The organism is Mesorhizobium sp. CO1-1-7 (genome assembly GCF_020164885.1).
GTDB lineage: Bacteria > Pseudomonadota > Alphaproteobacteria > Rhizobiales > Rhizobiaceae > Mesorhizobium > Mesorhizobium australicum.
The window spans coordinates 339,772-362,086 of sequence record NZ_JAIUHA010000007.1 but is presented as its reverse complement, the minus strand read 5'-3'; the positions used below and the strand labels follow the sequence as shown (position 1 = coordinate 362,086).

The 22,315-nt window shown below is 61.4% G+C and carries 20 protein-coding genes; 10 read left to right on the top strand and 10 right to left on the bottom strand.

The features are described from left to right. Positions 1–91: 91 nt before the first annotated feature. The 3 genes from LB516_RS18000 to LB516_RS17990 form a co-directional block, all read right to left on the bottom strand. Entirely contained in the window at positions 92–1,984 is a 1,893-nt protein-coding gene (locus tag LB516_RS18000) for an ABC transporter ATP-binding protein/permease (protein WP_181166502.1), read from the bottom strand. A gap of 581 nt (positions 1,985–2,565) precedes the next feature. After that, positions 2,566–3,246: a DsbA family oxidoreductase gene (locus tag LB516_RS17995; RefSeq protein WP_141907153.1), complete on the bottom strand. Its 681-nt coding sequence runs from the start codon at positions 3,244–3,246 to the stop codon at positions 2,566–2,568. A gap of 15 nt (positions 3,247–3,261) precedes the next feature. Continuing rightward, positions 3,262–5,082 carry an extracellular solute-binding protein gene (locus LB516_RS17990; protein ID WP_224720107.1) on the bottom strand — a complete coding sequence of 607 codons (1,821 nt, stop codon included), beginning with the start codon at positions 5,080–5,082 and terminating at the stop codon, positions 3,262–3,264. 232 nt (positions 5,083–5,314) lie between these two features. Here LB516_RS17990 and LB516_RS17985 point away from each other — a divergent pair, with 232 nt between their 5' ends. Next, a complete protein-coding gene (locus LB516_RS17985) occupies positions 5,315–5,944 on the top strand; it encodes an invasion associated locus B family protein (protein WP_015317881.1) in 630 nt (209 codons plus the stop codon). 84 nt (positions 5,945–6,028) lie between these two features. On the opposite strand, the gene hspQ is transcribed toward LB516_RS17985, so the two are convergent. Together hspQ and LB516_RS17975 are read right to left on the bottom strand one after the other, a co-directional pair. Next, on the bottom strand, positions 6,029–6,352 hold the full coding sequence (hspQ, locus tag LB516_RS17980) for a heat shock protein HspQ (protein WP_027142695.1): 324 nt from the start codon (positions 6,350–6,352) through the stop codon (positions 6,029–6,031). Between the two features lie 147 nt (positions 6,353–6,499). Beyond that, positions 6,500–7,714, bottom strand: a complete 1,215-nt coding sequence (locus LB516_RS17975) for a UbiH/UbiF family hydroxylase (protein ID WP_224720106.1) — start codon at positions 7,712–7,714, stop codon at positions 6,500–6,502. Between the two features lie 114 nt (positions 7,715–7,828). Here LB516_RS17975 and LB516_RS17970 point away from each other — a divergent pair, with 114 nt between their 5' ends. From LB516_RS17970 to LB516_RS17935, 8 genes are all read left to right on the top strand, one after another. Further along, a complete protein-coding gene (locus LB516_RS17970) occupies positions 7,829–8,716 on the top strand; it encodes a DUF2182 domain-containing protein (protein ID WP_224720105.1) in 888 nt (295 codons plus the stop codon). A gap of 14 nt (positions 8,717–8,730) precedes the next feature. Further along, a complete protein-coding gene (locus LB516_RS17965) occupies positions 8,731–9,345 on the top strand; it encodes a DUF1326 domain-containing protein (protein WP_015317885.1) in 615 nt (204 codons plus the stop codon). A gap of 47 nt (positions 9,346–9,392) precedes the next feature. After that, on the top strand, positions 9,393–10,160 hold the full coding sequence (pcsA, locus tag LB516_RS17960; RefSeq protein WP_224587278.1) for a phosphatidylcholine synthase: 768 nt from the start codon (positions 9,393–9,395) through the stop codon (positions 10,158–10,160). 27 nt (positions 10,161–10,187) lie between these two features. Beyond that, positions 10,188–11,165 (top strand): quinone oxidoreductase family protein, encoded by a 978-nt coding sequence (locus LB516_RS17955; protein WP_140824442.1) that lies wholly within the window; start codon positions 10,188–10,190, stop codon positions 11,163–11,165. A 217-nt stretch (positions 11,166–11,382) separates the two neighbouring features. Further along, complete coding sequence (locus LB516_RS17950) at positions 11,383–12,960, top strand: ABC transporter ATP-binding protein (protein WP_224720104.1); 1,578 nt, start codon at positions 11,383–11,385, stop codon at positions 12,958–12,960. Then, on the top strand, positions 12,957–14,087 hold the full coding sequence (locus LB516_RS17945; RefSeq protein WP_141907148.1) for an ABC transporter permease: 1,131 nt from the start codon (positions 12,957–12,959) through the stop codon (positions 14,085–14,087). Before LB516_RS17950 ends, LB516_RS17945 begins: the two co-directional genes overlap by 4 nt. Next, complete coding sequence (locus tag LB516_RS17940; RefSeq protein WP_015317890.1) at positions 14,087–15,007, top strand: ABC transporter permease; 921 nt, start codon at positions 14,087–14,089, stop codon at positions 15,005–15,007. The genes LB516_RS17945 and LB516_RS17940 overlap by 1 nt, the downstream gene beginning before the upstream one ends. Before the next feature lie 51 nt (positions 15,008–15,058). Further along, positions 15,059–16,126 (top strand): BMP family ABC transporter substrate-binding protein, encoded by a 1,068-nt coding sequence (locus LB516_RS17935; protein WP_224720103.1) that lies wholly within the window; start codon positions 15,059–15,061, stop codon positions 16,124–16,126. Positions 16,127–16,202: 76 nt separating this feature from the next. Here LB516_RS17935 and rimO read toward each other — a convergent pair whose 3' ends face one another. The 5 genes from rimO to LB516_RS17910 form a co-directional block, all read right to left on the bottom strand. Continuing rightward, positions 16,203–17,516, bottom strand: a complete 1,314-nt coding sequence (gene rimO / locus LB516_RS17930) for a 30S ribosomal protein S12 methylthiotransferase RimO (RefSeq protein WP_015317892.1) — start codon at positions 17,514–17,516, stop codon at positions 16,203–16,205. Between the two features lie 158 nt (positions 17,517–17,674). Then, positions 17,675–18,361 (bottom strand): TerC family protein, encoded by a 687-nt coding sequence (locus tag LB516_RS17925; RefSeq protein ID WP_023773709.1) that lies wholly within the window; start codon positions 18,359–18,361, stop codon positions 17,675–17,677. Positions 18,362–18,544: 183 nt separating this feature from the next. Next, the gene (locus LB516_RS17920) at positions 18,545–18,952 is read right to left on the bottom strand and encodes a DUF930 domain-containing protein (protein WP_041163455.1); all 408 of its coding nucleotides are present in this window, start codon (positions 18,950–18,952) and stop codon (positions 18,545–18,547) included. 56 nt (positions 18,953–19,008) lie between these two features. After that, a complete protein-coding gene (locus tag LB516_RS17915) occupies positions 19,009–19,707 on the bottom strand; it encodes a DUF2161 domain-containing phosphodiesterase (RefSeq protein WP_015317895.1) in 699 nt (232 codons plus the stop codon). A 54-nt stretch (positions 19,708–19,761) separates the two neighbouring features. After that, the gene (locus LB516_RS17910; protein WP_224720102.1) at positions 19,762–20,601 is read right to left on the bottom strand and encodes a sterol desaturase family protein; all 840 of its coding nucleotides are present in this window, start codon (positions 20,599–20,601) and stop codon (positions 19,762–19,764) included. A 378-nt stretch (positions 20,602–20,979) separates the two neighbouring features. Between LB516_RS17910 and LB516_RS17905 the strand changes: the two genes are divergently transcribed. Then, complete coding sequence (locus tag LB516_RS17905) at positions 20,980–21,213, top strand: hypothetical protein (protein WP_015317897.1); 234 nt, start codon at positions 20,980–20,982, stop codon at positions 21,211–21,213. Positions 21,214–22,315 lie beyond the last annotated feature (1,102 nt).

The window sequence follows — 22,315 nt, the reverse complement described above, 5'->3', positions numbered from 1 at the left end:
GTGAGGAAGGAAAACAGTGCCGAACGGCCCGGATCGCGAGACTGTGATCACCGTGGACCGTTCACCGTGGCAAGCCACGGGGACATCAGCGTTATTTCTGCTTCAGCCGGCGCGAGAAACGCGTCCATTTGTCCTCGACCGGCCTTGGCTGGGCCAGGATCGTGGTGAGTTCCAGCGGCAGGCTTGGGGCAAGCGGCTTCTTCGTGGCGACGCCGTCGGCAATCAGGACCATCGAGTGGTAGAACTCGGTCCCGGCAGCAGATCTCGGTGCCACGGCTTCGTGCATGACACTGATCACCGTCACATCAGGGCAGTTGTCCTTGATGGCTTGGTGGAAGGCAATCTTGCCATCAGGGTCGAGAGCCCCGGTCGCCTCGTCGAGGAACAGCAGGCCCGGTTGCTGCAGGATGATACGAGCCACCACCAGCTTCTGCTTCTGGCCGCCCGACAGGACCTGATCCCAGCTCTTGCCCTCGCGGCTTTCATTGGCCATGTGTTCGATGAAATCGCCAAGGCCAGCCTTGTGCAGTGCCGACGCGACCTGGGTATCGCCGTGGTCGCCTTCGGAGCCTGGTAGGCAGACCAGCTGTTTCAGCGACACCTGCGGCAGCTTGACCTCCTGGGCGGCATAGAAGCTCTTGACGCCCTCGGGGAAGACGATGGTGCCGCGGCCATAAGGCCACAGGCCGTTGATCGCCTTGATCAGCGAGGTCTTGCCGCACCCGGATTCGCCTTTCAGGAAGGTCCATTCGCCGCGCCGGAAGCGCAGGTTGGCGGAACTGAGGAATGGTGTCGCATCCTCACCCTGATGCGCCAGCTCCAGCTTCTGGATGGTCAGACCGAAGACCGGATTCTGGCTGGCGTAGTGGAAGTCGGAACGGCCGCTCTGGCTGTAGAATTCCTGCGGGTGCTGGACTTTCTCGATCGCGTTGGCGAGCTCCGTCACGCGCTGGCTGTTGGCGCGCAGCGTGGCGATGGCGGGCATGACATGGATGAACCAGGAACACTGGCTGATGAGCTGGGCGACCATTTCGGAGCCGGTGATGTAGCCTTTATAGTCCAAGCGGCTGTGGATGAACGGCACAAGGCCCGGAGCATAGGCGACGATACGGGCGCCGACGAAGTTGTAGATCAGCTCGAACGACATATAGCTGGAGTTGACGACATTCAGCCGCCCCCAGGTGCGATCGATGTCGACATAGAGCCGGTCGTGCATCCTCTTCTGCACGCCCTCGCCATGCGAGGCGGCGACATGGAAGCTGCGGCGCAGGAACGTCGTCAGTTCGCTACGATAACTTCCCTCGGCCTTCTGCATGCGAATATTGAGACGTTCCAGCAGGCTGCCGAGCTTGACGGCGATCCAGGTGTTGAGGGGGACGTACGTGGCAACAGCGAGAAGGGCGAGAACAGCGCTGCCATAGCTGCCAAGGAACTCCAGGCCTTTGACCTCCACTGACGACTGCAACAGGTTCTGGCCTATGAAGTAGAGCGAAGTCGCCAACCCCAGCACGCCCATAGCGAGGCCGATCGCACCGCCGGTCATGTCCTTGATCGATTCCTGGATGCGCTGGTCGACATTGTCAGGCGCAACGATGCCGCCGTCCGGGGAGCCATGTTGAGCGTGAAAATGGGTATGGTTGCCGTCGAGCAAGGCCTGGTTGAATTGGTCGTTCAGCCAGCCGCGCCATTTGCGATGCAAGGTTGCCGAGACGAGATTGCGCACGCCGGTGAAGCCGACGTCCTTGAGCATGACGAGCAGCACCAGTATGCCGGCGTTGGTCAGGATTGTTTCCAAGGGCCTGGTGTTGGCGGCATCGTGCAGGAAGGCGATCGAATTCACCAATTCGCCCGACGCCATGGCGAACCACACGCTAGCCTTGCTGGACAGCGCGGTGAGCAGGGCTATCACCAGCGTCAGCGCCCAGGCTTCCTTCCAGCGGTCCGAGATCCAGTAGGCTCGCACGAGCCCCCAGAAATTGCGCATCGAGGATACCGGCGTCAAATGCGACCGCCCTGCGGCGTCGCTGCGTAGTCCATCCGGTACTGACTCTTGCGATCGCCTGCCGATCCGAATCACGATCCCGCCCAAACCTTTTTTGTTTTGTTACGGATGGTAACACCAATTGATCATTTTCCATTAATTTTTAAACCAGGCCTATGAGATTGCTCTGGCGGCCGTTGCGCTGAGGCAACAGATTGAAGATCGAATCGCCAGCAAAACGGTGGGCAACGATCAGAAAATTTTGATTGGTTTCAGCAACTTGGACGCGGCGAACGGGGCTTCTGTCGATCTTCCCTTGGGGAAACCTGGCACACGGTTTCGTGACTCAAAAAATCATGAGGGCCGGGGTTCTCTTCCCGAGACCTGGCCAGAATGCCTGAGAACACGCTGTCCTCAACGTCTGATTCCTTGCCGTGGCGAAGTCGCCAATATCGGATTGGAACAGCGGGAGTGCAGGACGTTCTCTTGCCCATTCGTCAACCAAAGGGGTGATCCGCACCGGCCAATGGCAAGCGGCTCTTTCATCAGCACGCCAAATGAAGGCGAAGTAGCGTCCGCTGGCCTCAGCCGGTTTTCTCCAACTCGCCACGCGCCTTGGCCGCCGCGACCTGACGGATCGCATCGGCCAACGTGTCGGCATCCTGCGCACCCATCACGGCATATTTGTCCTCGAGCAGGAAGCACGGCACGCCTGTGATGCCCATGCGCGACGCGGTGGCGATTTCCGTGCGAACCGCCTCGACATCAGCGTCACTCGGCAAGAGCGTTTCAACAACAGCGGCGTCCATGCCGGCTTCGCGGGCAGCTTCGACCAATACGGTGTGGTCGCCGATATTGGCGCCTTCCTCGAAATTCAGCTGGAATAGGCGGCGCACCAGTCGGTTCTGGACGTCCTCGCCGGCGGCACCGGCCCAGCGGATCAGCCGATGCGCGTCGAGTGTGTTCGGCGCCACCTTGATGGCGTCGAAGGCAAAGGAAATGCCTTCAGCTTCGCCAAGCGGTTCGATGCGGGCATGAATTTCGCGAATGCGCTCGTCGCTGCCGAACTTGGCCAGCATGTAGTCGTGGCGGTCCTTGCCTTGCGGCGGAATGGTTGGATCGAGTTGGAACGGCCGCCAGCGTATATGCACTTCGACATCGCCGGCCGCGGCGATCGCCTTGTCCAGCCGCTTCTGACCGATGAAGCACCACGGGCAGACGACGTCCGACACCACGTCGACGGTTATGGCGTTCGCTTCGCTCATCTCGATCTCCGGACTTCAGTTCGGTTTGCGCCACCATGTTGGCAGCTGATAACCGAATATGGGCGTCTTGCGCGGATGTTCCAGATAATTCCAGTAAGCAAGCCACTGCTGCGTATTGTACTGCATCGGCACCATGTAATAGCCGGAGATCAGCAGCCGGTCGAGAACGCGAACCGCCGCGACGTAGTCCTCCTTTGAACGGGCTCGCAGCATTGCGTCGATGGCCGCATCGATCGCCGGATCGGCGACGCCGGCGAGGTTGAACGATCCCTCGGTCCTGGCCGCGGCGGACGACCAGCGCCCGATCTGCTCGATGCCAGGGGACAACGAATTGTTGAAGCCGCTGGAGCCGATCAGGACCTCGAAATCGAAACGCTGCTTGCGCGACTGGATCTGGTCGCCGTCCAGGCTGCGAATGCTGACATTGATGCCGATCTTCTCAAGCGTGCGCTGATAGATGCCGGCCAGACGTTCTTCATCCTGCGAGGCGGTCAGTATCTCGAAGCCGAAAGGTCTACCGTCGGGATCGATCATCGTGCCGTCCTGCACATGGTAGCCGATGCTTTTCAGAAGATCGAAAGCGGTCTTCAGCACCTTGCGGTCCTGGCCCGAACCGTCCGTCACCGGCGGTTTCCAGGTGCCGTCCATGACGTCGGCCGGCACGCGGCCGGGATAGGGCGCCAGCAGCGCCTTTTCCCTGTCATCAGCCGGATGGCCGAGCGCGGAAAGCTCCGAGTTCTGCCAGTAGCTCATCGTGCGGGTGTACTTGCCGCCGAACAGGTTCTTGTTGGCCCATTCGAAATCATAAAGCATGCCGAGCGCGCGCCGAACCACGGGGTTGGAAAACTTCGGCAGCCTCGTGTTGAACAGAAAACCCGTCACGACGGGTGGAATGCCGGTATCGAAGGTTTCTGAGACAACGTCTCCCCTATGAAACGCCGGAAAGTCGAGATCGCGCTCGCGTTTCACCGGATCGCTGTCGTCGTCGATGGCGCAAAGACCCTTCTTGAAAGCTTCGAGCTTGGCGTTGGCGTTGAGAAAATACTCGATGGTGATCTGGTCGTAATTGTCGAAACCGCGCTTGGCGGGAACGTTCTTGCCCCAATAGTCGGGGTTGCGCTTGAAGACGATGCGCTGGCCGGGCGTCACCTGCGCGATCCTGTAGGGACCGCTGCCGATCAACGGCTTCAGCGTCGTCCTGTCGAAAGTGTCGATGTCGAAAGCGTGCTTGGGGATGATCGGTGTCAGCGCGATGATCAGCGGAAACTCACGATCGGCCTTGTCATTGAAGGTAAAGCGCACGCTATGGTCGCCCGTCTTTTCGAGCTTGGCGATCCTGGCCATGCGGTCGCTGTAGGGCGGACGGCCTTTCTGCGTATAGGCATCGTAGGTGAACAGCACGTCTTCCGGCGTCACTGGCTGACCATCCGACCATTTGGCATTCGGGTTGAGATGGAATTCGATGGTCTTGCGCTCGGGATCCATGTCGGCGGTGTCGGCCAGAAGCCCATAAAGGGTAAAGGCCTCGTCGGCACTGCGCTGCATCAGCGGCTCGAAGACCAGATTGCCGTAAATCGTGTCCATCATGCCGCGCGCGGTCGTGCGCAGGCTTTTCAGGATGAAAGGGTTGAGATTGTCGAAGCTGCCGACGACGCAATAGGTAATGCTGCCACCCTTCGGCGCGTCGGGATTGACGTAGCTGAAATGGGTGTAGTCCGGCGGCAGGGCCGGTTCGCCCTGCATCGCAATCGCGTGTTTCGGCTCCGACAGCGCCGGAGGCGACGACAGGCTGAAAAACGATAATGCGGTGACCAGCCAAACAAGAACGCGGCCCATGACCGTCTCCTTAACAGGTCGGCTTGATGATTCGGTCCGCACCCTAGCATGGGGCACCTGCGTGGCGGCCAATGGCGTCGTCAAGAATTACCGGTCGGCGGGCTGGATTCGACGCCGCTTGCAGTGTAACACGCCGTCCGAAGTCATTCTGTTGCCTCATTTTGGCAACAGGTAGCTGGACCACACGGCGCGAAGAAGCCGGTCCCGGGATCATTGAGAGGAAGTGCACGACATGACGAGCCTGAACAGCAACGCGTACCGCCTGTCGGTCATGGCCGCAGGCGTGGTTGGCTTTCTCGGCGCAGGACTTCCCTCTGCTTCCGCGCAGCAGCAGCCGCAGATTCCGCAGGGCTGGTTCAAGGCCTGCACCAAGCAGGAAGACGTCGACATCTGCAATGTCCAGAACATCGTCACCGCTGGCAATGGCCAACTCGTGACCGGCGTCAGCCTGATCGAGCTCAAGGGCAAGGTGAACCGCAAAGTGTTCCAGGTGACGGTCCCGACCGGCCGCCTCGTGCCTCCCGGCATCGGCCTGCAGATCGACACCGGCAAGGCGCAGAAGCTCGACTATGTCATCTGCTTCCCGGATCGTTGCGTGGCGGAAGTGCCGCTGACCGATCAGCTTGTCGCTTCGTTCAAGAAGGGTCAGGGGATCACGCTGACCTCGATCAATTTCCAGAACCAGGCCAACCCGATCAAGATCGCGCTGCAGGGCTTCAGCGGCGCCTATGACGGCCCGCCGCTGCAGCAGTCGGACATCGAGGACCGGCAGAAGAAGCTTCAGGACTTCGTCGCCAAGAACAACCAGGATTTCGCCAAGAAGCTCAAGGACGAGCAGGACAAGGCGAAGACCGCCAACTGATCCGGCGTCGGGAATATAGCGAGTCAAAAAAGCGGGGTCATGCCCCGCTTTTTTCATTTCTGGCCATACTCAGCATGCCGGAAGTCAGTGCCTGGACTGCCGTTTCGGCGCATAGCGCCCATCCGGCTTCTTGTCGAACATTTCCTTGATTTGCGGATGGCGGACAGGTTCTCCCGATTGGTCCTCGAGCAAATTCTGCTCGGACACATAGGCGATGTATTCGGTTTCCGAATTCTCGGCGAGCAGGTGGTAGAATGGTTGGTCCTTGCGCGGCCGTACGTCGGCGGGGATGGCCTCGTACCATTCGTCGGTGTTGGCGAATTGCGGATCGACGTCGAAAATGATGCCTCGGAACGGGAACAGCCGGTGGCGAACCACCTGTCCGATCGCGAATTTGGCCGTTTTCATCGCACTCACCACTGAATTCCTTGGCTTTATTTGGCGCAGACTCCGCATCAATTCAATCCCGAGCGTCTGAGCGCCTTCAAGATACGCGGTATGCGCAACAAAGGTTTTGATGAACGTCGCGATACCGCGGCAAAGTCCGCAAAATCGCTACCGCTGCCGAGCCGGCTTCCGAAGGCCGCCCGCAACTGCCGCAAAGCCGCTGCCCGGGCGAAGCCCTTCCCGCATGAAGAAGGCGCGCAGCGGCGTAAAGCCGCCAAGTACACCCAGGCCAACGCCACGCGCCATCTGCGCCGGCAACATGTCCGAAAGCAGCGACATGTTGAGCAGATTGACTGCGCTGCTGCGCGCCAGAATATCGGGCCGGCGCTTGAAATCGTATGCAGCAAGGGCCGCAACAGCCCCCGGATCCTCACGATTTTCACGCGCGATTCCAACCAGATCGTCAATATCCCTGATGCCTAGGTTGAGGCCTTGCGCGCCGATCGGCGGGAACACGTGCGCCGCCTCACCGACAAGCGCCACCCGTCGCGCCGCGAAACGCAGGGGGGTCACCGTCGACAATGGATAAATCTGGCGACCCGGCTCAACGGATACCCGGCCCAGCATCGATTGCATCTTTTGCTCGACGCGGAGCGAGAGCGTTGCATCGTCCAAAGCGGCAAGCTCCTTGGCGGTCTCTGGCTTGACCACCCAGACAAGGCTGGAGCGATTGCCCGGCAGTGGAACCTGCGTGAACGGGCCGGTCTCTGTATGGAATTCCGTCGAGGTGAAGCCATGTTCGCGGTTGTGGCCGAAATTGAGGACAAGCGCCGCCTGAGGGTAGGCGCGCGCCGCCGTCGAGATGCCCGCGGCCTCGCGGGCCGGCGACAGGCGGCCGTCGGCGGCGACCGCAAGGGACGCATCGATCTCGCTGCCATCAGTCAGCGCGGCATGCGCTTTGACGGCGCCAAGATGCCATGCCTTCACCATGGATCTGCGCCATTCGATGCCGGAATGCGCGGCCACCTTGCCGGCAAGCGCCGGGCCAAGGACGCCGTTGGGCAGGTTCAGGCCGAACTGTTCCTCGCCGATCTCGCTGGCGCGGAAGGTGACGACGGGGCTGCGGATCAGCCGGCCGGTCGCATCGACAATGCGCATCACCTTCAACGGCGCGCCCTTGGGCCTGATGTCCTCGATCACGCCCAGCCGTTCGAGCACCTTCAGGGCAGGCGTCATGAGCGCCGTGGTGCGACCGTCGGGAGCCGAGCTTTCCGGCCCGGCAATCGTCACCGGAAAGCCGGCATCGGCGAAGGCAAGCGCGGCGATCAACCCCGCCGGCCCCGTGCCCGCAATCAGTATCCGCGCTGTTTGCTGATGCTCCAAGATCGGCTTCCGGTCTGCAGTTGAGAGGCGGCCACCAGACCTGCCAGTCCAAACAGGCATATAGGGCAGATCATGCGGCTTGATCAACGCGGCGATTCGGCCCATTCGGATGTCATGACCGGCCAACAGGACGACTTCAGCCATCTCGACCGCGCCGGCCGCGCCACGGCAAATGTCGCGCGCGACCCGCGTTTGACGGTCAACATCGTCGTCTGTGCAAGCATCGCGTTGGCCTGGCTGCTGCTTGCCGCGATGGCGATACGCGGGGCCGAGGCGCGGATCAGCGCGCCGGGTGACGCTCTCCTGCGCAACCTGCCACAGCTGCCGCTGCCCGATTTCCTGGACCATTTTTTCGTTCTTTGCCTTTCGCCAGCGCCGCTGGACGCAAGCATCGGCCCGCGTGCTTTGGCACTCATCCTCATGTGGTTCCTGATGGCGATCGCCGCGATGCTGCCGTCGGCGGCACCGATGATCCGCACCTATTGCGAGATCGCCGATACGGCGCGGATCAAGCGGGCGCCGGTCGTCCATCCGCTGGTGCTGGTTGCCGGCTACCTCTGCGCCTGGCTCGCCGCATCGCTGCTGTTTGCGGCACTGACACTTGCCGTCCACGCAGTCGCCGCGTCCGCGGGGGTATTCGATCCGGTGCTTGGCGTTGCTGGTGGGCTGGCCTTGCTGGTTGCCGGCCTCTACCAGTTCAGCGGCCTCAAGGAGGCCTGCCTGACGAAATGCCGGAACCCATTCTCGACCTTGTTTTCAAACTGGAGTGCCGAGACCTCCCGCATCTTTCGGCTGGGCATCGTGCAAGGTATCTGGTGCCTGGGATGCTGCTGGGCATTGATGCTGGTGATGTTCGCCGTCGGCGTCATGAACGTCTTCTGGATGGCGCTGATCGGCGTGTTCACCCTAATTGAAAAACAAACGATGGGCAGTCTTCCAACCCGGCTGGCCGGTGCGATACTGCTTGTCTGGGCAGCCGTGCTGCTAGTAGTCTCACTGTGATTGGGGGGAATTCGATGACTGACCCGGGCTGGGCAATGAAAGGAGAGCTCGTACTCTCCTGCAATTGCACGGTTTTTTGCCCTTGCGTCTTGTCGCTCGGCAGTCACCCACCAACAGAAGGCTATTGCCAGACATGGGCGGGTTTCCGTATCGATGCGGGTCACTTCGGCGAAGTCGACCTCTCCGGCCTCAACCTTGGGCTGATCATGGAAATCCCCGGTTACATGAGCCGCGGCAATTGGACCGCGGGCCTGTTCATCGACATCAGAGCCTCGGTTTACGCGGTCAAGGCGTTGACCAAGATCTTCACCGGCAAGGCCGGCGGGACCACGTCGCTGCTCTCGATTCTGGTCGGCAAATTCCTGGGTGTCGAACAGGTGCCGATCACCTACGAGACACGAGACAAGACGCGTATCTTCCAGATTCCGAAGATCATCGACGGGGCGGTCACGCCAATCGCGGGCAAGGACCGCGACAAGGATACGGTGATCACGAATTCGGAATACTGGATCGCGCCGGAGATCATCGTGGCAAGGTCCGACAAGAGCAAGATGCGCGCCTTTGGCCGCAACTGGAATTTCGCCGGCCGATCGGCCGAGATCTGCAAGCTTGATTGGCGGGGCCCGTGAGCAAGAACACAAAAGCCCGCAAGATCGCCGGGAAGATCACCGACCGGATTCCACGGCCGAAGAAGAAGGTCACCTGGCCGCAGGCGCGTGCGTTTTCGGTGCATCTGCTGACCGCCTCCGGTTCGTTCCTGGCTTTCCTGTCGCTGGTGGCGGCGAGCGAGGAGCGCTGGACGGCCATGTTCTGGTGGCTAGGCCTGGCGCTGTTCGTCGATGGCATCGACGGGCCGATCGCCCGAAAGCTGGAGGTCAAGGAAATCCTGCCGACCTGGTCCGGCGAACTCCTCGACAACATCATCGACTACGTGACCTACGTGCTGATCCCCGCCTTCGCGCTCTACCAACGGGGCTTCATGGGCGAAGGCCTGTCGTTCCTTTCGGCGGCGATCATCGTCGTCTCCAGCGCGATCTACTATGCCGACACCGGCATGAAGACGAAGGAGAATTTCTTCAAGGGATTCCCGGTGGTCTGGAACATGGTCGTGTTCACGCTGTTTGTCATCGAACCAGGACAATGGGTCTCGTTCGCGGTGGTGGTGGTGGCCGGCATTCTGACTTTTGTCCCAATAAACTTCATCCATCCGGTGCGGGTGAAGCGGCTGCGGCCGATCAATCTCGGCATGACGCTGTTGTGGTGTGCTTTCGGCGCGCTCGCGCTTGCGCAGGCCGCACTCGCCGCTTTCTACGACCAGATCGGCGTGCTGGGCGAGCAAGTCGGCACTTTCACCAAGATCGGAATCACCGTTACCGGGCTCTATCTCGCAACCATTGGTGGCCTCATGCAGTTCTTTCCGAACCTCGGCGCCAAAAAGGCCTGACCAGCCGCTCTTCAAGGAATCCTCTCCATGTCCAAAGCCATCCGCATCCACGCCAATGGCGGTCCGGAAGTCCTGATCCACGAGGACGCCGATCCTGGCCAGCCGGGTTCGGGGCAGATCCTGATCAGGCATACCGCGATCGGTCTCAATTTCATCGATGTCTATCATCGCTCGGGTCTTTATCCGCCGCCCGGCGGATTTCCGCTCATTCCGGGCAGCGAAGCCGCCGGCGTGGTGCTGGAAGTCGGCGGGGGCATCGACTGGCTGAAGCCGGGCGACCGGATAGCCTATGCCGTGACGACGGGCGCTTACGCGCAAGAGCGCGTCATCGATGCCAGCAAGGTCGTCAAGGTACCGGACGGCATCAGCGACGAGCAGGCCGCCGCCATGATGCTGAAAGGCATGACCGCGGAATACCTTCTGCGCCGCACCTTCAAGGTGAAGGCGGGCGACACCATCCTGTTTCACGCCGCGGCCGGCGGAGTCGGCCTGATCCTCGGCCAATGGGCGAAGCATCTCGGCGCGACGGTCATCGGCACCGCCAGTTCCACCGACAAGATCGAACTCGCTAAGGCGCACGGCTTCGACCATGTCATCAACTACAAGGAGCAGGATTTCGTCGCCGGCGTAGCCGCCATCACCGGCGGCAAGAAGTGCGATGTCGTCTACGATTCGGTGGGTAACGACACATTTCCGGCCTCGCTCGACTGCCTGAAGCCGCTCGGCATGTTCGTCAGCTTCGGCCAGTCCTCGGGACCCATCCCGCCGTTCTCGATGTCGCTGCTGGCGCAGAAGGGCTCGCTGTTCGCAACCAGGCCGACGCTGTTCGTCTACAATGCCAGACGTGAGGACCTCGATGCCTCCGCCGCCGCACTGTTCGAGGTCGTGCTCAGCGGCGCCGTCGAGATCAAGATCAATCAGCGCTATGCGCTGAAAGATGCCGGCAAGGCACATGCGGACCTTGAAGGCCGCAGAACGACAGGTACGACCATCCTGGTTCCCTGACGGCAATCTGCCTGGGTTTTCAGCGCGCTGCCGCAGCCGCGAGCATGGTTTGCCCGAAAAGCCGGCCCGCCATATGCTTGTGCGAAGGAAGGCTGATCTTTGCCCTTGAGTTTCCGCTGAAATTCTTGAAGCTCTTTCAAGTTGGGTGCTGCTTTCGCACGAGAGCCGGCCGCGCATACGATGCTTGCGGGAACACAGAACATGTCCGGTAATCCGGATGGGAGGCACTGTGAGTGCAAATCATGATGGGGCGAACCTGCTCGAGGTTCGTGGCCTGACCAAGATATTCGGCACGCTGACAGCGTGCGATCATATCGATCTCAACATCGCCAAAGGTGAAATCCACGCTTTGCTCGGCGAGAACGGCGCCGGGAAATCGACGCTGGTCAAGATGCTGTTCGGCTCGCTGGAACCCAATTCCGGCGAGATTTTCTGGAACGGCCAGGCAGTGCGGATCACCAGCCCAGGCGTTGCCAAAAAGCTCGGCATCGGCATGGTTTTCCAGCATTTTTCCCTGTTCGAAGCCCTGACGGCCGCCGAGAACATCGCGCTGTCGCTGGATGACGGCTCGCCGATCGGCAGCATCGCGGCCAAGGCGAGGGCGCTTTCCTACAGCTACGGCCTGCCGCTCGATCCGGAATCGCTGGTCGGCGATCTGTCCGTCGGCGAGCGCCAGCGCATCGAGATCATCCGCTGCCTGCTGCAGACGCCGCAGCTCATCATCCTGGACGAGCCGACATCGGTGCTGACGCCGCAGGAGGCGGACAAGCTGTTCGAGACGCTGGAGCGCTTGCGCGCGGAAGGCAAATCGATCCTCTACATTTCGCACCGGCTTGAAGAGGTCAAACGCATCTGCGACCACGCCACGGTGTTGCGGCACGGCAAGGTGGTCGGTCACTGCAACCCGCGCGAGGAGACAGCCTCATCGCTCGCCCGCATGATGGTCGGCAACGAAGTGCAGGCTGTGGTGCGGGCGCCGGTCGAGGGGATCGAAACCGCGCAGCCGCTGCTCGAAATCCTCAACCTCAACCGCAAGCCGGCAACGCCGTTTTCCATTCCGCTCAAGAACATCAGCCTCAATGTCCGCGCTGGCGAGGTGATCGGCATTGCCGGTGTCGCCGGCAACGGCCAAGGCGAGTTCTTCGAATCCGTCTCCGGCGAGGTTTTGCAGCAGGATGCAGCCTCAGTGCGCATCCGCGGCAAGAACGCCGGCAGCCTCACCATTACCGGGCGGCGCCTGTTGGGGGCCGCGTTCGTGCCAGAGGAGCGTCTCGGCCATGGCGCCGCGCCGCGCATGAAGCTCTCGGAAAACCTCCTGCTGTCGCGCCATGCCACGGACGGCAAGGCTTTTGTCGGCAGCGGCGGGATGGTCAAGAGCGGCGCCGTCTATGCCGCCTCGCAGCGCATCATCGAGGCGATGGATGTGCGCAAGAGCGCGCCGGATCCCGAAGCGGCAGCACTTTCGGGCGGCAATCTGCAGAAATTCATCGTCGGCCGCGAACTCGACCGCCGGCCAAGCGTGATGGTGGTGAACCAGCCGACATGGGGTGTCGACGCAGGAGCCGCAGCGCACATCCGTCAGGCCTTGATCGAGCTCTCTCGCAGCGGATCGGCGGTGCTGGTGATCAGCCAGGATCTCGACGAGCTGTTCGAAATATCGGACGCGATCGCCGTCATGCACAATGGAGAATTGTCCAGGCCGATGCCGATCGCCGAAGCGACTTTCGAGAAGGTCGGCTTGCTAATGGGTGGCGCCGAGCCCGGCCACGCCGAACATACGCTGGAGACGGCATGATGCGCCTCGAACTTGTCAAACGCCCGCAGCGCTCGGCGCTGTTTTCGATGCTGTCGCCGTTCATCGCCTTCGCGCTGACCATCATTGCCGGCGCGGTTCTGTTCGCGCTGCTCGGCGTCAACCCGCTGAATGCCTTCCATATCTATTTCATCGAGCCGATCAGCCAGGTCTGGCAGTTGCACGAGCTGGCGATCAAGGCAGCGCCGCTGATCCTGATCGCTGTCGGCCTGTCGGTCTGCTACAAGGCCAACATCTGGAACATCGGCGCCGAAGGCCAGTTCATCTTCGGGGCAATCTTCGGCTCCATCATTCCCGTGTTGTTCCCGCAATTCGAAGGCCCGTTGGTGCTGCCGCTGATGCTTCTGCTCGGCATGGTCGGCGGTGCGGCCTACGCGGCGATCCCGGCCTTGCTGAAGACCCGGTTCAATACCAACGAGATCCTGACCAGCCTGATGCTGGTCTATGTCGCGCAGTTGTTCCTCGACTGGCTGGTGCGCGGCCCTTGGCGCGATCCGCAGGGCCACGGCTTTCCGCAGACGATCCAGTTCGGCGACGCGGCCGTACTGCCGGAACTGATGCCCGATGCCGGGCGCGCCAATTGGGGGTTTGTGTTCGCCCTGGTGGCCGCGGTGCTGATCTGGATCCTGATGGGCCGCATGCTCAAGGGCTTCGAGGTCCGCGTGCTGGGCTCCAGCCCAAGGGCAGGGCGCTTCGCCGGCTTCGGCCTCAACCGGATGGTGTTCTTTGCCTTCCTGCTATCGGGAGCGCTGGCCGGCCTTGCCGGCATCTCCGAAGTTTCCGGCGCCATCGGGCAACTTCAGCCCGTGATTTCGCCCGGGTATGGCTTCACGGCCATCATCGTGGCGTTCCTCGGCCGCCTCAATCCGCTCGGCATCGTCGCCGCGGGCCTGGTGCTGGCCCTGACCTATCTCGGCGGCGAGGCCGTGCAAAGCGCACTCGGCATTTCCGACAAGGTGGCGAGGGTGTTCCAGGGCATGCTGCTGTTCTTCGTGCTCGGCTGCGACACGCTCATTCATTACCGCATCCGCTTGATCGGTCTGGCGCTGACGAAACAGGAAACGCCCGCGAAGCTCGAGGCCGCACCAAAGTTGAAGGAAGCCCGCTGATGGACATCACCGTCAACATCCTCCTGACCATCGCCACGGCGGCGACGCCGCTTTTGATCGCGGCGATAGGCGAACTGGTGGTCGAACGTTCCGGCGTGCTCAACCTCGGTGTCGAAGGCATGATGGTCATGGGCGCCGTCGGCGGCTTCGGGGCCGGCTATCTGACGGGATCGCCCTGGATCGGCCTTCTGGCGGCTATCGTCGTGGGCGCGCTGTTCTCCTTGCTTTTTGCCGTGATGACGCTGTCGCTGGCCACCAACCAGGTGGCAACAGGCCTGTCACTGACGCTGCTTGGTCTCGGCCTTTCCGGCATGATGGGAACAAGCTTCGTCGGCCAGCCCGGTGTCAGGCTGCCCAATCTCGATATTCCCGGCCTCAGTTCCATACCGGTCGTGGGCAGGCTTCTTTTTGGCCAGGATCCGATCTTCTACATTTCGATCGCGCTGACGGCCGCGGTGATGTGGTTCCTGTTCAAGACGCGTACCGGCCTCACGCTGCGCTCGATTGGTGACAGCCATGCCTCGGCGCATGCGCTCGGCATCAAGGTCATCCGTTACCGCTATCTCTCGGTCATCTTCGGCGGTGCCTGCGCCGGTCTTGCCGGTGGGCATCTGTCGCTCGTCTATACGCCACAGTGGGTCGAGAACATGTCCGCGGGCCGAGGCTGGATCGCACTCGCACTGGTGGTGTTCGCGTCCTGGCGGCCATGGCGGGTACTGGCCGGCGCCTACATCTTCGGCGCGGTGTGGATCGGCCAGCTTCATGCACAGGCTTTTGGCATTCCAGTGCCCTCGCAGATGCTTTCTTCTCTGCCCTATCTGGCAACCGTCGTGGTTCTCGTTCTAATCTCGCGCAACAAGCGTCTGACGATGATGAACACGCCGGCATCCCTGGGGCAGCCATTCGTTCCGGATCGTTGACAACAAGAACAAGACGGGAAGCTCCAAGGCTTAACTCAGAGAGGTAACACAATGAAAAAACTGCTTATTGCCCTGATGACGACGACAGCGGCTTTGTCGCTGGCCGTGTCCGCGGAGGCAGCCGACAAGTTGAAGGCCTGCTGGGTCTACACCGGCCCGATCGGCGATTTTGGCTATTCCTACCAGCACGACCAGGGACGCCTCGAGGTCGAGAAGGCGCTCGGCGACAAGGTCGAGACTGCTTACCTGGAAAACGTCTCCGAAGGCCCCGATGCCGATCGCGCTTTCGAGCGCCTGGCGCGCGAAGGCTGCAAGATCATCTTCGGCACCTCGTTCGGCTTCATGGACGCCGAAGTGAAGGTCGCCAAGAAGTTTCCCAAGGTGATGTTCGAGCACGCCACCGGCTACAAGACCGGGGACAATCTCGGCATCTACAATGCCCGCTTCTATGAAGGCCGCTACGTGCTCGGCCAGATCGCCGCCAAGGAATCGAAGTCCGGCATCGCCGGCTACATCGTCTCCTTCCCGATCCCGGAAGTGGTGATGGGGATCAACTCCTTCATGCTCGGCGCGCAGTCGATCAATCCGAACTTCAAGGCCAAGATCGTCTGGGTCAATTCGTGGTTCGATCCGGGCAAGGAAGCCGACGCCGCCAAGGCGCTGTTCGACCAGGGCGCCGACATCATCGTCCAGCACACCGACTCGACCGCGGCCCTGCAGGTGGCCGAGGAGCGCAAGCTGCACGGCTTCGGCCAGTCGTCCGACATGATCAAGTTCGCGCCCAACGCGCAGCTGACCTCGCTGACGGACGAATGGGGTCCGTATTATATCAGCCGCGTGCAGGCGGCCATCGACGGCACCTGGAAGCCGGACAATGTCTGGCTCGGCATCAAGGACGGCGCGGTCAAGCTCGCGCCCTACACCAACATGCCCGACGACGTTAAGGCGATGGCCGAAGCGACCGAAAAGAAGATCGCCGGAGGCTGGAACCCCTTCACCGGGCCGATCGCCAAGCAGGACGGCTCGGCATGGCTGAAGGACGGCGAGGTCGCCGACGACGGCACGCTGCTCGGCATGAATTTCTACGTCAAGGGCGTCGACGACAAGTTGCCGCAATAAGCAGCACGCCACGTCTCTATGGGAAGGGCGCCGCGAGGCGCCCTTTTTCATTTGGATGGTGAACTTGATGGAAGGCTCAGACAGCCGAGCCGTAGAGATCGTAAGCGTCCGCGCGCTCGATCTTGACGGTGACGATGTCGCCGGCGCGCATCGGGCGGCGCGACTGGATGTGGACCGAACCATCGATCTCGGGCGCATCATATTTGGTGCGACCCTTTGCCGAAGTGCCGTGCGCCTCGTCGATCAGCACCGGCAGACGCTTGCCGACCTTCCTGGCCAGCTGCGCTGCCGAGATCTTCTGCTGGCGCTGCATGAAGCGATGCCAGCGCGCTTCCTTGATCTCCTGCGGCACCTGCTCAAGCCCGAGCTCGTTGGAGCGGGCGCCTCTGACCGGCTCGTATTTGAAGCAGCCGGCGCGATCGATTTTCGCTTCATCCAGCCAATCGAGTAGCATCTCGAAGTCGTCATCCGTTTCGCCGGGGAAGCCGACGATGAAGGTCGAGCGGATGGCGAGATCCGGGCACACGTCGCGCCAGCCGCGAATGCGCTCGAGCGTCTTCTCGCCATGAGCGGGCCGGCGCATGTTCTTCAGCACCTGTGGCGAGGCATGCTGGAAGGGGATGTCCAGGTAGGGAAGGATTTTTCCTTCGGCCATCAGCGGGATGACGTCGGCGACGTGCGGATAGGGGTAGACATAATGCATGCGCACCCAGATGCCGAGCTTGCCCAACTCCTCCGAGAGATCAAGGAATTTCGCCCGCACTTCGCGGTCGCCGAACATGGACGTCTGGTACTTGATGTCGATGCCGTAGGCGCTGGTATCCTGTGAGATGACGAGCAGTTCCTTGACGCCGGCCTTGGCCAGTTTCTCGGCTTCGCGCAGCACATCGGCGGCCGGCCGTGAGACGAGATCGCCGCGCAGTGCCGGAATGATGCAGAAGGTGCAACGGTTGTTGCAGCCTTCCGAAATCTTCAAATAGGCGTAATGGCGCGGCGTCAGCTTGACGCCTTGCGGCGGCAGCAGGTCGATGTAGGGATCGTGTGCGGGAGGGGCTGCCTCATGGACGGCGGCCATCACGCTCTCATACGCCTGCGGACCGGTGATCGCCAGCACGTTGGGGTGCTTCTCGCGGATCACGTCCGGCTCGGCGCCCAGACAGCCGGTGACGATGACCCTGCCGTTTTCCGACAGTGCCGAGCCGATGGCGTTAAGCGACTCGTCGCGGGCGGAGTCGAGAAAACCACAGGTGTTGACGACAACGAGATCGGCGCCGTCATGCTTGCGGGCGATCTCGTAGCCCTCGGCCCGCAGACGCGTGATGATGCGCTCGGAATCGACAAGGGCTTTGGGACATCCGAGACTGACGAAGCTGACGCGTGGGGCGGACATGGGCAATTTTCCAATGGACGCGAACCGGAAACACCGATCCGGCCCGCAGTCTCAACATATGATGGCTTGCATGGCTCCTGGCAGGAGCTCAATTTGGGCGGCGCAATAGCACGGCTTGCTCAATCAGGCAAACGGAGCCCTGCGGCCCGACATTTGCGTCAGTGCCCGCTTGACCCGAACCAGGGTGACAGGAAGGCGAAATGATCGGGGAATTGCTGCACGGCTCCGTCCAGCAGCATCTTGACCGCGACATAGAGGATGATGACCAGGCCGATATAGGCAATCCAGCGGTATTTGTGCAGCAAGCGCGCGACGAATGACGCGGCAAAGCCCATCAAAGCGATCGACAGCGCCAGCCCGACAATCAGCACCGTCGGATGGTTCATAGCCGCTCCCGCGACGGCCAGAACATTGTCGAGCGACATCGAGACGTCGGCAATGACGATCTGCCAGGCGGCCTGCGAGAAGGTTTTGCTCGGCCCCTTGCCGCCAATGACGCCATCCTTGTCGAAGTCGCCGTTCGACAGCGCTTCGGTGGCGTCGCGCTCATCGTCGTGGCTGACACGCAATTCGCGCCACATCTTCCAGCAAACCCACAGCAAAAGCAGGCCGCCGCCGATAAGCAGCATGGGACCAATGGTCAGCAGCCATTGCGTGATCAGGGCGAAGAAAATGCGAAGAACGGTGGCCGCCGCGATGCCGACAAGAATGGCTCGCTGGCGCTGGCTGGCCGGCAGGCCGGCAGCGGCAAGGCCGATAACGATGGCATTGTCGCCCGCGAGCGCAAGGTCGATGGCGATGACCTGAAGGAGAGCCGAAAAGCCCGCGGCGGTAAATATTTCCATCGACCTGGAAGCCCTTCGTCGAGTGTTCGTCGTCGATCGTCCGAACGGGCCTAAAGGCATGGTCCGCTGGCGTCAAGTGCGGCAACGGGCAACGCTGGAAAACCATTTTCGTGGCGGTGGAATTGCGGGAGGTTCTCGACAGCCGCCGGCACAAGCCGGAGGCGGGCGCAAGCCCGCGAGAACCTAATCGTAGAGATTGTATTTCGCCCAGTCGGCTTCCGGAATCTCGTCCCCGATCCGATAGCGGAGCTGGAGAACTTCCATATGGTCCGGTCCCGTCTGGCATTTGAATTTCAGCCGGTACCATTGCCCCTTGCTGCGGAACGCCGCACCGGGACTCCGGATTGCGTCGGCGCTCATCTCCGGCGTCGCGAAGGCGTAAGCGACGACGCGGTCGGCCTTGAACTTGCGATCATCGTGGGTGATCCGGTCCAGGATTTCGGCATCGCAACGCTGTTCGAGGCGGGTTTGCGGATCAAGTTTCATCAGCCCGGCGCGCAAAGCGTTGTCCATCGCACTGGCCGGAAAGGCCAGCGTCAGGGACGCAATGGCCATCATGCAGAGTGTCTTCATGGGCGGGACAAGCAACATGTTTTGTCTGAAAAATCAACCAATAGCGGCGGTTCATGCTCGGCAAACCCCGGCATTCAGAGGTCCGGCGCAATCAAAATCTCGTGTCGGGCTTCATCGTGCGCGACCTGCGGCCAACGAACCAGCGAAGCTCGGCCGGCATCCGTGAGATCATAGAGACCACGCTCGACCCTTGCGAACCAGCCATAGACATTGTGCTGAAGAATCTTCGGCGCGATCGACGTCAAGGCTTTCAGATCGCGCGGCCGTTTGGGGCCGTCCGCAAGCGCGGCGGCGCAGGCGAGGGCGCTCTGCCGGTAGGCGGTCATGATCGGAGTGCGCGATCCGCCGCCAGCGACAGGATCGCCGCGGCGGCGCTGATGCTCATCGACAAGGCGAGAACGCCGTCGCGCATTTTTGCGCGGTGCCTGGGCGACCGGACTGAGAAGCACTTCGACCCTGTCATTGGCGGTCACCGCGAGCAGGCCGAAGCCAAGCCGACGGCAGAGATTGCGGAACCTGGCATCGCTTTCGCGCCCCTTGCCCCGCGCCGACATGCGCGCTGCCAGCCAAACTTCATCGCAAGCAGCCGCACGGTCGACGCCCTGCAAAACCAGTTCGAGATTGAACTGCAGCTTCAGCTCGCAGATGACGACGATCGGCGGCTCTCCCTCGCGCAGCGCGACGATGTCGCAACCGCCGATTTCCCCTTTCACGACGAAGTCGAGGTTTTCGAGGAAGCGCTTCACCGGCGCGTAGAGTGAGGTCTCGTTCATGCCTCGAGGCTCAGCCGATTCGCCATGAAAGGCCTCGGCACCGTGGCCCCGAACTCATCTGTCGACATGCTCGATGCCCGGCGTGTCCGGCAACCAGCCTGCTTCGACGCTCGGCGCTGCCCGTTTCGACGGCTTCCTGTGAGGCAAGAACGGATAGCCGAGCTGGCCGAAATAGCTGGAGGGGATGGGATCATCGACGCCGTATTTCTCGGGCAGCTTGTTGCCGGTGGCATTGTAGGTGCCGAATATCACGTCGAGGAACGGCAATTGGCCGGCGAAGTTCTTGTCGTAGGCTGTGCGCTGGTTGGCATGGTGCCAGCGATGGAACTGCGGGCTGGCAATCAACCACTTGAAGGGGCCGAACGCAATCCGCAGGTTTGAATGAACAAGCATCGTGTGGCCGAAGTAGATAAGCGAAAAGACGGCGAGTGAGGCGTCGGAGAAGCCAAGGAGGTAGATCGGCGTCAACGATATTGCCTTTGTGACGATCGCGTCGACCGGGTGGGAATGGAAAGCGCCGAGCCAGTCCAGCTCCTCAATGCCATGGTGTGTCGCATGGAATTTCCAGAGAGCGGGGATTTTATGGAAGGCCCGATGCGCCCAATAGACGCCGATATCGGTGATCAGGATCATTTCCGCAACCTGCAGCCAGATGGGCTGGCCGCTGACGGCCCGCGTTACCGATTGCGGGACAAGGATCGCGGCGGCTTCGAGGGTGCCGAGCGCCATCATGGCCATGGCTGCCTTTATGACGAAGGTGTTGAACAGCACATAAATCAGATCGACATCCAAGCCTTTGCGGAGGACCTTCTGCGGCTGCTCGGCAAACAGATGTTCGAACGGAATGAAGATCAGCGCACAGATCAAAAGCGCCTTGATGCCAAAGATGTCCATCTATCGCCCAGCCTGTCGCCGGCACGCCGCCAGCGCTTCAACTCCTCAGCAGAACCACATCTCCCTTTCCAAAGGCTGAAGGGATCTCCGATAATGCTTATGGCCGGCATGTGATCGCCACCGATGTCGTAAGACCGCGAGACGCGTACCGATCGTCCTTGCGAAGGGCGTACGCAGCCATCTGTCCTTGTGTCACATCGGTGTCGCAACCGCGCGATATCTGGACAATGCGCGCTTGTCGAACGCAGCGCAACGCGCGTCCTCCCAGGACTAACCCCTCCGGTCCCTGCCGGCGGGGTTTTTCATTTCAGAACCATATTGTCGGTCGCGAGTTGTCCTTGCTATTGTGGCATTGCGGTCAGCGCAGGGACGCCCATCATGGATGCAAGCGAAATGAGTGCGATCGGCGATACCCTCATGAGGATCGTCACGCCCGACATGTCTCCCAAGCAGCTCGTCAAGGCTGCCCAGAAAGCGCACCCCAAGGCCTCCAAGAAGGATATCGCCAGAGCAGCCTTCTTTTCGATCATCGCGAACGCCGACCGGGACATCGGCAAGGCCAGGAACCTGCAGGCGTTTGCCATCGCGGAGCGTACACAGCAGTCCGACTGAGCAAGGTGGCGACCTTCGCCTTTGTGCAACATGCGGGCGGCCCGGCGAGGAGGGGTGGGACGCCGCCGGGCCTGACCAGCGGTGTTGGGTTGGGATGATTACCCGCCAGCTTGACCGTTAATACGCCAGCTTCCAGAAACGGCATCATTCAAACGGCGGGAGACGGTCGGGTTGCACCAAGCGTCGGGGCCACCAGACGAACGCGCAGCGAAAAGCGACCGAGCCAAGAAATTTGGCTGACATGTCTCCGGCTAAAAGCCAAATAGCAAACGCCGATCGTTTGCCGGGGCGGAGCGGTTGCGGCGGCTGTTGGGCTAACACGCTATCTCACGGTCCCGTCATCAGGGAACCAATCCGCTGCCGATCTGTTGTTTTGGCAGCGTGGAGATGTCCCCTCAACTCCTAGCCGAATGGCCCGCTGCGCTCCTCCCGGAGGCGGCGGGCTTTGCTTTGTTGGAACCCGAGCCCCCCGACTTTGTTTTGGTAGAGAACAGGAGGCGCATGTGGAGCCGAAGTCATCACGCGAACTGCCAGGTCCAGAACCCCGCAAGGACCGAGGAAGGGACACCCGAAAAGCGGTTGCCAAAACACCTGACAAGACCAATGACTGGGACCGTGATGCCGTGCATGGAGATGGCGACACGATCGACATTCAGCCTGAGCCGGGCGTGGAGTCGAAATAGCCGTCTACGGTTGGGTCGCCCCCGCAACCAACTTCGCCGCCCATCGTTGACCTATGCTGGTTGATCCCAGCACTCCAGAACTTGCCCGCCGGTTCCCAGCTGGCGGGCCTTTTGCTGGGTGGGTTGGAAAATATGTGCCGGTCATGAAGGTTCGGGACTCGTCCGCTTGCCCTGTTGTCGGTCCCCCTTTGAACTGCCTCCTGCTCCGGCCGAAGGCTTTTTGCATCCCCTGCGGCTGGGAGCTGCCGCCATTGGAACCAGCCGGGAAACAACGCGGTCGGCACGGCATAGTCCAGAGGGACCAAGCGATTGCTAACGCATCGCAGTTGGCCATGACATCATCACAATGACGGACGACTTACCCCGCCACATGTGAAAGCTTCACAGGGCGTATGAGGGGAATGGCCGGTGAAGGATCA